This is a genomic window from Micromonospora sp. NPDC005686 (assembly GCF_042871665.1).
In the GTDB taxonomy this organism is placed as follows: Bacteria; Actinomycetota; Actinomycetes; order Mycobacteriales; family Micromonosporaceae; genus Micromonospora.
In genome coordinates this window covers 552,153-566,184 of sequence record NZ_JBIAIY010000003.1, presented here as the reverse complement: position 1 = coordinate 566,184, position 14,032 = coordinate 552,153, and the positions used below count along the sequence as shown (strand labels likewise).

At 75.3% G+C, this 14,032-nt stretch carries 12 protein-coding genes; 4 read left to right on the top strand and 8 right to left on the bottom strand.

Going from position 1 to position 14,032, the window contains the following annotated elements; all coding sequences use genetic code 11:
• Nucleotide 1: 1 nt before the first annotated feature.
• From ACFYON_RS09735 to ACFYON_RS09725, 3 genes are all read right to left on the bottom strand, one after another.
• A complete protein-coding gene (locus ACFYON_RS09735; RefSeq protein ID WP_387188495.1) occupies nt 2-796 on the bottom strand; it encodes an isocitrate lyase/phosphoenolpyruvate mutase family protein in 795 nt (264 codons plus the stop codon).
• Nucleotides 793-1,758 carry a cytochrome P450 gene (locus ACFYON_RS09730; protein WP_355097558.1) on the bottom strand — a complete coding sequence of 322 codons (966 nt, stop codon included), beginning with the start codon at nt 1,756-1,758 and terminating at the stop codon, nt 793-795. Before ACFYON_RS09730 ends, ACFYON_RS09735 begins: the two co-directional genes overlap by 4 nt.
• A 108-nt stretch (nt 1,759-1,866) precedes the next feature.
• Entirely contained in the window at nt 1,867-2,610 is a 744-nt protein-coding gene (locus ACFYON_RS09725) for an ArsR/SmtB family transcription factor (protein ID WP_387188498.1), read from the bottom strand.
• Between the two features lie 124 nt (nt 2,611-2,734).
• Between ACFYON_RS09725 and ACFYON_RS09720 the strand changes: the two genes are divergently transcribed.
• Entirely contained in the window at nt 2,735-4,930 is a 2,196-nt protein-coding gene (locus ACFYON_RS09720) for a family 43 glycosylhydrolase (protein ID WP_387188500.1), read from the top strand.
• 216 nt (nt 4,931-5,146) lie between these two features.
• Nucleotides 5,147-5,821: an HAD family hydrolase gene (locus ACFYON_RS09715; RefSeq protein ID WP_354863574.1), complete on the top strand. Its 675-nt coding sequence runs from the start codon at nt 5,147-5,149 to the stop codon at nt 5,819-5,821.
• Nucleotides 5,822-5,941: 120 nt separating this feature from the next.
• Here ACFYON_RS09715 and ACFYON_RS09710 read toward each other — a convergent pair whose 3' ends face one another.
• From ACFYON_RS09710 to ACFYON_RS09695, 4 genes are read right to left on the bottom strand one after another with little or no spacing between them, the layout of a single operon-like run.
• Entirely contained in the window at nt 5,942-6,301 is a 360-nt protein-coding gene (locus ACFYON_RS09710) for a hypothetical protein (RefSeq protein ID WP_354863576.1), read from the bottom strand.
• A gap of 5 nt (nt 6,302-6,306) precedes the next feature.
• Nucleotides 6,307-6,840, bottom strand: a complete 534-nt coding sequence (locus ACFYON_RS09705) for a 2'-5' RNA ligase family protein (protein WP_354863578.1) — start codon at nt 6,838-6,840, stop codon at nt 6,307-6,309.
• A gap of 44 nt (nt 6,841-6,884) precedes the next feature.
• Entirely contained in the window at nt 6,885-7,490 is a 606-nt protein-coding gene (locus ACFYON_RS09700; RefSeq protein WP_354863580.1) for a response regulator transcription factor, read from the bottom strand.
• On the bottom strand, nt 7,487-8,632 hold the full coding sequence (locus ACFYON_RS09695; protein ID WP_354863582.1) for a histidine kinase: 1,146 nt from the start codon (nt 8,630-8,632) through the stop codon (nt 7,487-7,489). The genes ACFYON_RS09700 and ACFYON_RS09695 overlap by 4 nt, the downstream gene beginning before the upstream one ends.
• A gap of 132 nt (nt 8,633-8,764) precedes the next feature.
• On the opposite strand from ACFYON_RS09695, the gene ACFYON_RS09690 reads away from it, so the two are divergent.
• Both ACFYON_RS09690 and ACFYON_RS09685 read left to right on the top strand, forming a co-directional pair.
• Nucleotides 8,765-9,592 (top strand): hypothetical protein, encoded by an 828-nt coding sequence (locus tag ACFYON_RS09690; RefSeq protein WP_354863584.1) that lies wholly within the window; start codon nt 8,765-8,767, stop codon nt 9,590-9,592.
• A 119-nt stretch (nt 9,593-9,711) separates the two neighbouring features.
• Nucleotides 9,712-11,499, top strand: a complete 1,788-nt coding sequence (locus ACFYON_RS09685; RefSeq protein ID WP_354863586.1) for a DEAD/DEAH box helicase — start codon at nt 9,712-9,714, stop codon at nt 11,497-11,499.
• A gap of 54 nt (nt 11,500-11,553) precedes the next feature.
• On the opposite strand, the gene lon is transcribed toward ACFYON_RS09685, so the two are convergent.
• Nucleotides 11,554-13,890, bottom strand: coding sequence for an endopeptidase La (lon, locus tag ACFYON_RS09680; protein ID WP_354863588.1), 2,337 nt, complete (start codon nt 13,888-13,890; stop codon nt 11,554-11,556).
• Nucleotides 13,891-14,032 lie beyond the last annotated feature (142 nt).

The following is a 14,032-nucleotide window of genomic DNA, read 5'->3' as shown; positions in this document are numbered from 1 at the left end:
ATCAGGTGGCGGACCGCAGGGCCAGCTCCTGCACCTGCGCGTACCCGGGCGGAGGCGGCAGGCCGGGATCGCGTCCCGCGCCGATTGCGTCGGCCAGGTGCAGCGCCGCGCCGAGGGCCGCCCGGAACAGCAGCGAGCCCGTGCTGACCCGGGCCACCCCGAGCCGGCCCAGAGCGGCCGGGTCCGGGCCGCCCGGCCGGTACAGCACGTTCACCGGCAACCCGGCCCCGGCGGCGAGCACGCCGACCACGTCGTCGGGTGCGCCCGGCACGAACAGGCAGTCCGCGCCGGCCGCCCGGAACACCGCCGCCCGCCGCCGCGCCTCCGCCAGCGGCGACGGCAGGTCCAGCCACCAGGCGTCGGTACGGGCGTTGACGAACATCCTCGGCACGGCGGCGCGGACCGCCGCGATCACGGCGGCGACGTGCTCGGCCGGGGCCAGGAGCCCGTCCGGGCGGCCGTCCTCCAGGTTCACGCCGACCACGCCGAGCGCGGCCAGCTCGCCGACGTAGCGCGCCACCTCCGCCGGCTCGTCGTGGAAGCCGTCCTCGACGTCCACCGTCAGCAGCGCCGGCAGGCCCCGCAGCCGGTACGCCAGCTCCAGCGTCTCGGCGCGGGTGGCCCGCACGGCGTCCGGCCGGCCGGCGGCCGCCGCCACGCCGAGGCTTGTCGTGCCGATCGCCGGATGACCCCTGGCGGCGAGCGCCGCGGCGGAGGCGTGGTCCCAGGCGTTCGGCAGCAGCAGCGGGTCGCCGGGCCGGTGCAGCTCGCGGAACGCGCGGTACCTGTCGGTCATCGCCGGGCCTCCTCGACCAGATCGGTGGAAGCCGGTCGGCGGCGGCGCAGCACGCCGACCACGCCGGTCGCCAGGGCGAGCGCGTGCCGCTCCCCCGGGCAGCCGCGGGGACCGGCGCCGAAGGTCAGCACCGCCCTCGCCGGGCCGGCCCGGAACCGGTCCGGCTCTCCGAAGGCAGCCGGGTCGCGGTTGGCCGCGTCGAACCGGAGCAGCAGCCGGTCCCCCGCCCCCACCTCCCGGCCGCCCAGGCTCAGCGCGCCGGTGGCGACCCGGCGGGTGAGCCGTACCGGTGGATCCAGCCGCAGCACCTCGGCGAGCAGCGTGGCCGTGGCGAGCCCGTCCGGCGCGGCGAGCCCGTGCCGGACGGCGGCGTCGATCAGCCCGGCGGTGGCGTCGGCGGCCTGCACGAGCAGGCCGATCCGGTTCGCGGTCACCTCGGCCGAGGCGGGCGGGGACATCGTCAGCAGCGCCGCCACTGCCCGGTCCGCCCGCCGCACCACCGCTTCCGCCGCGCCCGGGTGATACGCGGCGGCCACCGCCGTCACCTCCGTGGCGGCCGCCGCCGGGTCGGCCAGGCCGAGCCGTTCGGCGAGCACCAGCAGGGGTACGCGCCGAGCCGGCTCGACGGTCACGCTCTCCCCACCCGGCAGGCGGTCGAGGATCCGCTCGGTCAACCGTGCGGCGTGAAGGCGCAGTTCCCCCGGGCCGAGGGCGTCCAGTGCCGCCACCCCGACGGCTCGTCGCGCGGCGTGCCGGTCCGGCGGGCTGAACCGGCTCACCGAGGCGCGCAGCCAGGCGAGGGTGCCCTCCGGCCCGCCGGCGACGGGCGGCACCACGCAGCGGCTGTTGGTCAGGGCGGCGAGGACGTCCGCGTGCCGGGTGACCACCCAGCCGTCGTCTCCGAGCGTCGGGGGTCCGCAGGGCGGGGTGCCCGTGGGAGCAGTGATCGTCGGTAGTCGCATCGCCCGACGGTAGGGCGGGAACGGTTCGGTCCGGACCGAACGATCCGCGCGGGCGCCGCCCCGGTCAGCGCCACGCCGGGCCCCGGTCGCGCCGCGGCCGGGTCCGGGTCAGGCTCGCGCCGGGCCGCTGTCGCGGGAGGTGGGCGGGGCCAGCAGCGCCGGGTCGAGCCCGAGCGCCTCGGCCAGCGCGTCCCGCCCGGACGGGGTGAGGCGTACCGCCCGGCCGGTGCCGCGCGTGGTCCAGCCGAGGTCGAGGAAGCGTCCGCAGAGCGCCGCGCCGACCGCGCCGGCCAGGTGCGGGCGCCGCTCCGTCCAGTCCAGGCAGTCGCGGACCAGCGGTCGCCGGGTCGCGCGCAGCGGTTCGACGGGTACGCCGAGGCCGGCCAGCCAGGTCACGCCGGCGCCGGTGAGCGCCAGTCCGCCGGAGCGGTCGAGCACGCCTCGGGCGAGCAGGGCGTCGTGCAGCAGCACACCGAGCCGCCCGGCCAGGTGGTCGTAGCAGGTGCGGGCGTACGCCAGGGCGGCGCCGGCCGACGCGGCGCGCAACGTGCGGGGCGGGGTGTCCGGGGCGGGCGCCCGCGCGGCCAGGTCCTCGACGAGCTGGGCGACACCCGGGTCGGCGAGGCGGACGTACCGGTGGCGGCCCTGCCGCTGCTCGACGAGCAGGCCGCCGGCCACCAGCCGGGTGAGGTGGTCGCTCGCGGTGGACGGGGCGACCCCGGCGGCACGGGCCAGTTCCCCGGCGGTCCAGGCACGGCCGTCGAGCAGGGCGAGGCAGAAGCCGGCCCGCGTGGGGTCGGCGAGCAGCGCGGCGAACCCGGCGAGTCCACGGCCGTCGGCACCGGTGGTCATCGGCCCATGCTGACACGGGCACGGTTCGGGCCGCGCCGAACGGTGCCCGGTGCTTTACAGCACTCTCTCCAACGTTGTAGAAACGATGGCACCGCACCTCCGTCTATCCCCGAGGGCAGGCCCGATGGGACACCTCCGCCGCGGTGGCGCGCTCGCCGCCGTACTCACGCTTCTGCTCGCCGGCGCGCCCCCCGCGTCCGCCGCCGGGCCCGACCGCTACCGCAACCCGGTCTCCGCCGGGTTCGCCGACACCTTCGCCGACCCGGTCGTGGTGCGCGGCGACGACGGACTCTGGTACGCCTTCGGCACCTCCGACCCGCTGCGCGAAGGCGAGGGCCGCACCCACCGGGTGCCGATCGCGCGTTCCGCCGACCTGGTCGACTGGGCCTACGTCGGCGACGCGTTCGCCCCGGACCAGCGGCCCGCCTACGCCGCTCCCGGCGCCGCGTTCTGGGCGCCCGACGTGCGGCGGGTGGCGGGCCGGTGGGTCATGTACGTGACGGTCACCGACACCACCGTCTCCGACGACACGTTCGACACAGCCGTGGGCGTGGCCACCGCGCCGAGCCCGGCGGGCCCGTGGACGTTCGCCGACACGCCTGTGGTCGCGCCGCGACCCGGCGGGGGCGGCGGTTACCTGTGGACGATCGACCCGAGCCAGCTCACCGGCGCCGACGGCCGGCACTGGCTCTACTACGGCAGCTACTACGGCGGCATCTCGGTCACCGAGCTGTCCCCGGACGGGCTGCGCGCGGTCGGCACGCCGACGCCCGTCGCGATCGACAACAAGTTCGAGGGCGCGTACGTGCTGCGCCGCGACGACTGGTACTACCTGTTCGCCTCCACCGCGAACTGCTGCGCCGGCCCGGCCACCGGCTACTCCGTCCAGGTCGGCCGGTCCCGTGACCCACGCGGCCCGTTCACCGACCGGGACGGGCAGCGCCTCGACGTGTCCCGGGCCGGCGGCACGCCGGTGCTCACCCAGAACGGCAACCGCTGGATCGGCACCGGCCACAACGCGGTCCTCGCCGACCTGTCCGGGCAGGACTGGATCGCCTACCACGCGATCGACCGCGCCGACCCGTACCTGGACGAGCCGTTCGGCGTCAACGAGCGGCCGATGCTGCTGGACCGTCTCGACTGGATCGACGGGTGGCCCACTGTGAACGCGGGCACCGGCCCCTCCGACACCGCCCGGCCCGCGCCGGTCACCACCGGGCCGATCGACGCCCGATTCGCCACCGGAGACCTGCGCGGCTGGCGGGCCGGGCACGGCCGCTGGCAGGCCACCGGCGGGGTGCTGACCGGCAGCGGCACGCTCACCTCGCGTACCCGCATCGGCGGCGACCTGCGGGTGGAGACCGACCTGCGGCTGACCGGCGCGGCCACCGCCGGGCTGCGACTGGGCGGCGTCGACGTGCGCGTCGGGCGCGGCCGGCTGAGCGCGGGCGCCGCGTCCACCGCGCTGCCCGCGGGCCTCGACCTGCGCGACCGGCACAATCTCGCCATCGAGGTACGCGGGCGGCAGCTCGTCGCCACGCTCAGCCCGTCCCGTCTCGGTGACCCGGTGGCCCGGGTGACGGCGCGGCTCCCCCGCCCCGGCGCCGGTGAGCTGTCCGTACGCGCCGACGGCGGCCCGGCCGAGTTCGACAACGTCAGCGTCGCCCGGCTGTACCGGCCGGCGCGGCACACCGTCCCCGACCCGCGCGTCGGCCCGGTGCTGCGCGGCTTCTCCGACGAGTTCACCGGCGGGCTCGACCCGGCCTGGCAGTGGGTACGCCAGGACCCGGCCGCCACCGTGTCCGGCGGCGCGCTGCGCTGGCCGGTGCAGGACGCCGACCTGTCCGGCACCGGCAACACCGCAGGGGTGCTGCTGCGCGACGCGCCGGCCGGAAACTACGTCGTCGAGACGAAGGTGACGCTCGACCTGGGCGAGGACAGCGTGCGCAACTACCAGCAGGCGGGGCTGGTCGCGTACGTCGACGACGACCGGTTCGCCCGGCTGACCCAGGTGGCGATCTGGAACACCCGGCAGGTCGAGTACGGCTACGAACTGCCCTTCGCCGGGCAACCCGTGTACGGCGGCAGCATCGTCGGCACCCCCGGCACCACCACCTGGCTACGGCTGGCCCACCGGATCGACCCGGTCGACGGAGAGCACGAGTTTCGCGCCGGGTCCAGCCGCGACGGGAGGCACTGGACGTGGGGCGCGGTGTGGACGTTCCCGGCCGGCACGACGCCCCGGATCGGCCTGGTGGCGCACGGCGGCGCGGCACCGGCGGTGACGGCCGAGTTCGACTACCTGCGCTTCCACCGCTGACAGAGCCGTAACCGAAGGCCGCCCCGGACTCCGCATGTCACTCGGCGAGCCCGAGCGGGGTGGCCTTCGGCTCGGCGACATCACCCGCGGCGCGTGCTCCTGCGCATCGATCAGGGACGAACCACCTGACCAAGAACCGTCAGCGAGGCGTTTGCTCGGGACAGCCCACTGCGTCGCGGCCCACCGGAACTCGTCGTGTCGATCTAGGGTGATGCGATGACCGCCAGGCGCGTGACGACAGTACTGTTCGACTTCGCCTGGACTCTGTTCGCCAGAGACTCGGAGCGCTGGGTGGGCAACGCGGCGGCATCGATCGACCGGACATTGACTGCCGGCGAGGCGCGCCGTATCGCCGGCGACTTCGCGCAACTGTTGCGGGAGACGGCCACGGATCCGGCCCACATCGCCCGAGATCTGGACCCGCGAGTCTGGGATCGGGCGATCCGCGCCGTGCTGGAACAGATTCCGGGGGTGGACCAGGCGCTGGCATCGGTCTTGCACGACACACACGCCGAAGCGATCGAGCCGTACGCCGACACCGTCGCCACCCTGTCCGCACTGCGTGACAGCGGTGTTCGCATCGGCGTCGTCAGCAACGTCGGCTGGGACATCCGCACATGCTTCGCGCGGCACGAACTAGACGGCCACGTCGATGCGTTCGTCCTGTCCTACGAGGTCGGCTTCGTCAAACCGGACCCTCGGATCTGGGGCGCCGCCCTCGCAGTCCTCCATGCCGCACCGGGCCAGACCCTGATGGTCGGTGACCATCCCGCCGGCGACGGCGGATCGGTTTCCGCCGGCATACCAGCGCTGATCCTGCCGATGGTGGATTCGCCTGCGCGGAAACGCGGCTTCGAACACGTGCTCAGGCTTGCCCAGGTTCCGTCCTGACACGTCACCGCGATAATTGAGACCAGCCTGCTACAAATAGCCTCCCTGCCCATGTCCATCAAGTCAGGGATCGTTCTTTACCAGCTCATCCTCGAATCTCCCCGGGGACGGCACCGATCGCTACTCCGGGAGAAGATCCTGGATGTCTGCCGCGGTGGAACCCGGATCGACGATCACGTCGAAGCTGTACGCGTCGTCGCACAGGATGACGGTTTGTTCGGCGGGAACGACTCGTCTGTACCAGGCCACGAACTCGGCCACCGGATGCCCCTGGCCGTCCAGATAGATGCACTGCCCCGAAACATGGGACGACCCCTCCACGCAACCGGCTCCCTCGCCGTGGCTCCACACGACGTCGCATGTGGGGTCGCCCTGGCACGCCTCGATCGCGACCCCCGGCCAGTCCGCTTGGAGCACCTGAAGGAGATCGTCCCCGCTCAGGGCCCAGTCGCCCGCCAGCACCAGCGCCAGGTACGTCACGACGTTCAGCCACCGGCACGCGGGGAGGCGGTGCTCAGCTCGCTGACCGTGCGGGTGTCGCCGTCGTAGCTGCGCGCCGCCACGAACGACCCGGCCGGCGGGTGTGCCCCGGCAACCGCCCGGGCCCGGCGCCGGTCCGCCGCGCCGAAGCGCAACGCCAGGCTCAGGTGCGGCACCCACCGGCCGGGCAGGTGCCACGAGTGCCCGCCGGACGCCTCGGCGAGCACGTCCCAGACCGCGCCGTGCAGCGCGACGAGCTGCGGGGTCGGCCGGACCAGCCACACCAGCGGCGCGCTGCTGTCGAGCACCGCCACCCGGCCCAGCCGTACCGGCAGCGGGAGCGCCGCGTCGCAGAGGTCGGCCAGGCGCTGCTCGGCGCCGGGCGGGAACTCCTCGACCGAGGCGAGCGTCAGGTGCGGCCGGTTCGTCGGGTGCGTGTTGCGGGCCAGGCTGGGCAGCCCGGCGGCGGCGAGCCGGTCCCAGGCAGCGCGAACCGCCGCTTCCAGCTCGGGTGAGCAGAGCAGTTCGACCGTCCGCACCTGATCAGGCTAGTCGGCGTCAGCCGACCGCGACGCCCCGTCCGTCAGAGCCAGCCGGCCTCGCGCGCCCGCCGTACCGCCTCCGCCCGGTCGGCGGCGCCGAGCTTCTGCACACAGGCGCTCAGGTGGTTGCGGACCGTTCCGGCGGCCAGATGGGTCCGCCGGGCGATCACCGCGACCGGGCTGCCCAGCTCGGCCAGCCGCAGCGTCTCCAGCTCGCGCGGCGTCAGCGGGCACTCGGGCAGCGTGAGCGCGTCGGCCGCCAGCGCGGGATCGACGTAGCGGGCGCCGGAGTGCACCCGGCGGATGACATCGGCCAGCGCGCCGCCGGGGGCGCCCTTGGCGAGGAACCCGCGTACCCCGGCGGTGAGCGCCGGGCGGAGCTGGGCGGGGCGGCCGTGTCCGGTGAGGATCACCGGGGCGCAGCCGGGCAGCGCTCGGGTCAGCTCGGCGGCGACCTCGACGCCGCCGGGTGGCGGCATCTCCAGGTCGAGCACGGCCACGTCCGGGCGGTGGGCCAGCGCGGCGTCCAGGGCACTGCGCCCGTCGTGGGCGTGCGCGACCACCTCGATGTCCGGTTCCAGGTCGAGCAGCGCGGCCAGGGCGAGCCGGATCAGCTCCTCGTCGTCGGCCAGCAGCACCCGGATCACGGCGTCACCGGCACTGTCGCGACCAGGGTGAACACGCCGTCGGCGGCGTCGGCCCGGACCCGTCCGCCGGCCGGGGCGAGCCGGTCGGCCAGGCCGCGCAGGCCGCCGCTGAGCCGGTCCGGGCCGTCGTCGTCCCGGACGCCGTCGTTGCGTACGGTCAGCGTCACGACGCCGTCCTCCCGGGTGATCTCGATCCGGCACCAGCCCGCCCGGCTGTGCCGCAGCACGTTCGTCCCGGCCTCGCGCAGCACCGCGGCCAGGTCGGCGGCGACCGGCGCGGGCACCTCACCGGCCGGCGGGACCACAGTCGTGCGTACGCCGCTGGAGCGCAGCACCTCCCCCACCGCGGCGGCCTGCTCGGCCAGGTCGACGGCGCGGTAGCCGTGCACCGCCGCCCGTACCCGGGTCAGCGCCGAGCCGGCCAGCCGCCGGGCCTCCGCCGCCTCCCGGGCGGCCCGGGCGGCGTCGCGCGGCGCCAGCCGCTCCGCCAGCTCGGCCTTGAGCGCGATCACCGTGAGGTCGTGGCCGAGCAGATCGTGTACGTCCCGGGCGAAGCGCAGCCGTTCCTCGGCCGCGGCGAGCCGCGCCTGGGCGGCCTGCCCCTGCCGGGCCTCGACGAGCAGGTCCCAGAACCAGACCTGCACCCAGGTGAGCGCGGCGATCCCGGCGCCCACGACGCCGGTGACCAGCAGCGCAGTGGGCACCGGCCCACTCGTCGACCAGGTGACGGCGGCGGACACCGCGAGGACGCCGGCCGCCGCCACCGCCGCGACGGCGGGCCGGAACAGCAGCGGCGTCATGCCGACCAGGGACGCCCCGAGCCACGCCCAGGTGGGCCAGGAGCCGGCCGCGACCGGGCCGAGCAGCGGCAGGCTGAGCAGCGCCGCCACGGTCAGCGCGGCGTTCCGGCGGCGGCGGGCCGGTACGGACAGCCACGGCGTGACGGCGGCGTGCAGCACCGCGATCTGGGCGACGGTGAACGCGAGCAGCCCGGCCGCGCCGAGCGCGACGCGTACCGGGTCGGGTTCGCGGGCCAGGCCCACGGCGGGCAGCAGCACCGTGGTCCACACGTTCGCGGCCAGCGACAGCAGGGTGACCCGCCGGGCCCGGCGCAGCCGGTGGTCGGCGGAATCGACGCTCATGCCGGCCGATCCTAGGGCGTGCGCCGGCCCGTCCACCCCTGGGAGATGTCACGGCCGGACCGTGCGATCCGCACGGTTTCCCGATGACGGATGCGCCTTCTGCGGTGCGCCGGGCGGCGGCAGGGTCGGGGCATGACGGACATGACTGTGGTCGTACCCCGGCGGTGGGCCGGGTGGGCGCGGACCCGGCACCTGGCCGGGATGGTGGTGGCGATGGTGGCCGGGATGGTGCTGCTCGGGCCGCTGTGGCGGGTGGGCGGGAGCCTGCTGGACGGCGCGGCGGTGCTGGCGCGGCCGGACGTGGGCGCGCTGGTGATGGCGACGAACATGGCGGCGGGCATGGCCGCGTGGATGTGGTACCGGGGGGACGGCCGGGCCGCCGCCGCGGAGATGTCGGCGGCCATGTACGTGCCGTTCCTGCTGCTGCTCCCGCCCTGGTGGGCCGGGTCGATCGGGGACGACACGCTGCTGCTGGGCGGTCACCTGCTGATGGTGCCGGCGATGCTGCTGGTGGCGCTGCGACACCGCCACACGCCGGCCGTGCCGTCGCGCCGGCACCCGGTTGCCGCGACCGTGGCGCGCAGTTGGCCGGCCGGGCTGGCGTTGCTCCTGACCGTGGACATGTGGTTCGCGCCCACCGTCTTCGCGCCGTGGACGCTGCTGGTCCTGCCGGCCGGCTACCTGCTGATCGGCACCTGGCGGCGGCGGTGGGGCGACCGGGGCGCGCTGGCCGTGCAGCTCGCCGGGGCGGCCGTGTGGAGCGGCCTCGCGGTCGTGGCGATGACGGCGTCCGCCGAGGTCGCGGGCGTGCTCGTCGGGGTGGGCTGGCTCGCCCACGCGGCCTGGGACGCCTGGCACCACCGTGCCGGCGCGGTGGTGCCGCGCGGGTACGCGCTGTGGTGCGCGGTGTTCGACGTCGGTGTGGGCCTGACCACGCTGCTGGCCGTCCTGTCCCGGTGATCCGGCGGGGGCACGGGGCCGCGCCGGATCACCCGGAGAGGGCGGCGCGCGGGTGGCGCGGCGAACGTTTGCCCCGGTCGCCGTGACCGCCGCTCGGCGGTGATGAAAAACTTTGTCGCATGACCGCCGCACCGACCCCGACCGAGCCCGCCGTTCCCGCCGACGCCGAGGACACCTTCGCCTTCGCCGATCTCGGGCTGCGCACCGAGTTGCTCGGCGCGCTGTCCGCACTCGGCTACGAGGAACCGACGCCCATCCAGCGGGAGGCCATCCCCCCGTTGCTGGCCGGGCAGGACCTGCTGGGCCAGGCGGCCACCGGCACGGGCAAGACCGCCGCGTTCGCGCTGCCGCTGTTGCAGCGGATGCCGGTGGGGCGGGCCGAGGGCGACCCGGTGTCGCTGGTGCTGGTGCCGACCCGGGAGCTGGCCGTGCAGGTCTCCGAGGCGTTCCACCGCTACGGCAAGGACCTGGGCGCCCGGGTGCTGCCGATCTACGGCGGGCAGCCGATCGGCCGGCAGTTGCGCGCGCTCGACCACGGGGTGGACGTGGTGGTGGCGACGCCGGGCCGGGCCCTGGACCACATCGCCCGGGGCACGCTGCGGCTGGGCGCGCTGACGACTGTGGTGCTGGACGAGGCCGACGAGATGCTCGACATGGGCTTCGCCGAGGACATCGAGGCGATCCTGGAGCACGCGCCGGCCGGCCGGCAGACCGTGCTGTTCTCGGCCACCATGCCGGCCCGCATCGACGGACTGGCCCGGCAGCACCTGACCGACCCGGTCCGTATCCGGATCGAACGGGAGCGGCCGGTCGCCGGGGAGGCGCCCCGGGTGCGGCAGAGCGCCTACATCGTGGCCCGGGGGCACAAGCCGGCCGCGCTGGGCCGGGTGCTGGACGTGGAGTCGCCCACCGCGGCGATCGTGTTCTGCCGCAGCCGGGAGGAGGTGGACCGGCTCACCGAGACGATGAACGGCCGGGGCTACCGGGCCGAGGCGCTGCACGGCGGGATGAGCCAGGAGCAGCGGGACCGGGTGATGGGCCGGCTGCGGTCCGGCACGGCGGACCTGCTCGTGGCCACCGACGTGGCCGCCCGGGGTCTGGACGTCGAGCAGCTCACCCACGTGGTCAACTACGACGTCCCGTCCGCTCCGGAGTCGTACGTGCACCGGATCGGCCGGGTGGGCCGGGCCGGGCGGGAGGGTGTGGCGATCACGCTCGCCGAGCCGCGTGAGCACCGGATGCTCAAGACCATCGAGCGGGTCACCGGGCAGCGCATCGCCATCGACAAGATCCCCACGGTGGCGGACATGCGTACCCGGCGTCTGGAGCTGACCCAGGCCGCGCTGCGGGAGAGCCTGCTGGAGGACGACCTCGACCCGTACCGGGTGATCGTGGAGTCGCTGACCGACGAGTTCGACCTGGTCGAGGTGGCCCTGGCGGCGGTGAAGCTGGCGCACGAGGCGACCTCGCCGGGCTCGGACGACGAGGAGGAGATCCCGCAGGTGCCGGTCCGGGGCCCGCGCGAGGGCCGGCCGGAGGCCGGCGGGCGGGGCGACCGCCGGGGTCCGGGCCGCCCGCGTACCGGCGGCACCACGCAGGTCTTCATCGGGCTGGGCCGGCGGGCCGGGGTACGGCCGCAGGACCTGGTCGGCGCGATCACCGGGGAGACCCGGGTCAACGGCCGGGACATCGGCTCGATCGAGATCGCCGACCGGTTCTCCCTGGTCGAGGTGCCGCAGCCGGTGGCCGACGAGGTGATCGCCGCGCTGCGCGGCACCACCATCAAGGGACGCAAGGCGACGATCCGCCGCGACCGGGACGGCGACGGCGGCGGCGGCGAGCGCCGCGACCGGGACGGCGGCGGCGAGCGCCGCGACCGGGCCTACGAGCGGCGCGACCGCCACTGACGGCCGACCGCGCCCCGGCCACCGTGCGTACGGTGACCGGGGCGTCGGCGGCGCTCAGGCGGCGGCGAGCGCCGGGCCGTCCACTGACTCCGTGCCGATCTCGGCCGGGCGCAGCGCCAGTGCGAGCACGTCCGCCACGTCGGACAGGGTGTGCACGGTCAGCGCCTCCCGCACCTCGGCCGGCAGGTCGTCCAGATCCGGCTCGTTACGCTTCGGGATGATCACCTCGGTGAGGCCGGCCCGGTGCGCGGCGAGCAGCTTCTGCTTCACCCCGCCGATCGGCAGCACCCGGCCGGAGAGCGTCACCTCGCCGGTCATCCCGAACTCGGGCCGCACCGGCCGGCCGGTCACCAGGGACGCCAGCGCGGTGACCATGGTGATGCCGGCGCTCGGGCCGTCCTTGGGCACCGCGCCCGCCGGGACGTGCAGGTGGATCCGCCGCCCGGCCAGCGCGTTCGGGTCCAGCCCGTAGCGCCGGCCGTTCGACCGCAGGTACGACCACGCGATGTGCGCGGACTCCTTCATCACGTCGCCGAGCTGGCCGGTGAGTGTCAGCCCCGGCTCGCCCTCCATGGTGGTGGCCTCGATGAACAGCACGTCGCCGCCGGCGCCGGTGACGGCCAGCCCGGTCGCCACGCCGGGCACGGCGGTGCGCTCGGCCGACTCCGGGGTGAACTTCGGCCGGCCCAGGTAGCGGGCCAGGTTCCTGTCGTCGACGTGCGCCGGCGCGGGGTCGCCGGCGAGCGCCACGGCCACCTTGCGCAGGATCTTCGCCAGGGCCCGTTCGAGCTGCCGGACGCCCGCCTCCCGGGTGTACTCGCCCGCGATCAACGCCAGCGCCTCATCGGCGACGGTGACCTCATCGGCGGTCAGCCCGGCCCGTTCCCGCTGCCGGGGCAGCAGGTGGTCGCGGGCGATGGCGACCTTCTCGTCCTCGGTGTAGCCGTCCAGCGCGACCAGTTCCATCCGGTCCAGCAGCGGGCCGGGGATCGCCTCGACCACGTTGGCGGTGGCCAGGAACAGCACGTCGGACAGGTCGAGGTCGACCTCCAGGTAGTGGTCGCGGAACGTGTGGTTCTGCGCCGGGTCGAGCACCTCCAGCAGGGCCGCCGCCGGGTCGCCGGAGTAGCCGGCAGCCAGCTTGTCGACCTCGTCGAGCAGCACGACCGGGTTCATCGACCCGGCCTCGCGCAGCGCCCGCACGATCCGGCCGGGCAGCGCGCCGACGTAGGTGCGCCGGTGGCCGCGGATCTCCGCCTCGTCCCGGACCCCGCCGAGGGACACGCGGACGAAGTTGCGGCCCAGCGCCCGGGCGACCGACTCGCCGAGGCTGGTCTTGCCGACACCGGGCGGGCCGGCGAGGGCCAGCACCGCGCCGGAGCCGCGTCCGCCGACCACGCCGAGGTTGCGCTCGGCGCGCCGGTTGCGCACCGCGAGGTACTCCAGGATGCGGTCCTTCACGTCGGCCAGGCCGGCGTGGTCGGCGTCGAGCACGGCCCGCGCCGCGGCCAGATCCGTGTTGTCCTGGGTACGCGTGTTCCACGGCATTTCCAGGACGGTGTCCAGCCAGGTACGGATCCAGCCCGCCTCGGGTGAGGCGTCGCTGGCCCGCTCCAGTTTGCCGACCTCGCGCAGCGCCGCCTCGCGCACCTTCTCCGGCAGGTCGGCGGCCTCCACCCGGGACCGGTAGTCGGCGGAGCCGTCCGGCTCGTCCTCGCCGAGTTCCTTGCGGATCGCGGCGAGCTGCTGGCGGAGCAGGAACTCGCGCTGGGACTTCTCCAGCCCTTCGCGGACGTCGCTGGTGATCTGCTCGGTGACCTCCTGCTCGGCCAGGTGTTCCCGCACCCAGCCGACCAGCAGTTCCAGCCGGGCGGTGACGTCCGGGGCGGCGAGCAGCTCGGTCTTCTGCGTCAGGCTGAGCCAGGGCGCGTAGCCGGCCGAGTCGGCCAGCTCGGACAGGTCGGTCATCCGCTCCATCGCGTCGATCACCTGCCAGGCGCCGCGCTGTTGCAGCACCGACGTCATGAGCGCGCGGTACTCGCGGGCGAGTTCCCGGGCGCGGCCCGCCGGGGCGGGCTCGTCGAGTGCGGTCGCCTCGACCCAGAGTGCGGCGCCGGGACCGGGCACGCCGGAGCCGATGCGGGCGCGGGCGAGGCCGCGGACGACCGCCGCGGGTTCGCCGCTGGGCAGCCGGCCCACCTTCTCGATCGTCGCGACCACGCCGACGGAGCCGTACTCGCCGTCGATGCGGGGCACGGCCAGGAGTTCCTTGTCGCCGGTGGCACGGGCCGCGTCGACGGCGGCCTGGGTGGTCGGGTCGAGGGTCACCGGGATGACCATCCCGGGCAGAAGGACGGCGTCGGTCAGCGGAAGTACCGGAAGAGTTGCCATCGAACACCTGCCATCACGTTGGTTGAGCGTGTCTGGCTCAAGTAACAAAACGTGTCCCTTGTTCCGGGTTGTGACCCAGGCCACGCACGAGGGTCGCGCTCGCGGGCCGGGCACCCAATCGCGGCGCCGTTTAGCGCGACCC

What these genes read in the sequence shown, in the direction of transcription:
- ACFYON_RS09690 (WP_354863584.1), top strand. Translation starts at nt 8,765, where the DNA reads ATGACGGACATGACTGTGGTCGTACCCCGGCGGTGGGCCGGGTGGGCG.
- ACFYON_RS09730 (WP_355097558.1), bottom strand. Translation starts at nt 1,758, where the DNA reads ATGCGACTACCGACGATCACTGCTCCCACGGGCACCCCGCCCTGCGGA.
- ACFYON_RS09685 (WP_354863586.1), top strand. Translation starts at nt 9,712, where the DNA reads ATGACCGCCGCACCGACCCCGACCGAGCCCGCCGTTCCCGCCGACGCC.
- lon (WP_354863588.1), bottom strand. Translation starts at nt 13,890, where the DNA reads ATGGCAACTCTTCCGGTACTTCCGCTGACCGACGCCGTCCTTCTGCCC.
- ACFYON_RS09720 (WP_387188500.1), top strand. Translation starts at nt 2,735, where the DNA reads ATGGGACACCTCCGCCGCGGTGGCGCGCTCGCCGCCGTACTCACGCTT.
- ACFYON_RS09725 (WP_387188498.1), bottom strand. Translation starts at nt 2,610, where the DNA reads ATGACCACCGGTGCCGACGGCCGTGGACTCGCCGGGTTCGCCGCGCTG.
- ACFYON_RS09695 (WP_354863582.1), bottom strand. Translation starts at nt 8,632, where the DNA reads ATGAGCGTCGATTCCGCCGACCACCGGCTGCGCCGGGCCCGGCGGGTC.
- ACFYON_RS09735 (WP_387188495.1), bottom strand. Translation starts at nt 796, where the DNA reads ATGACCGACAGGTACCGCGCGTTCCGCGAGCTGCACCGGCCCGGCGAC.
- ACFYON_RS09715 (WP_354863574.1), top strand. Translation starts at nt 5,147, where the DNA reads ATGACCGCCAGGCGCGTGACGACAGTACTGTTCGACTTCGCCTGGACT.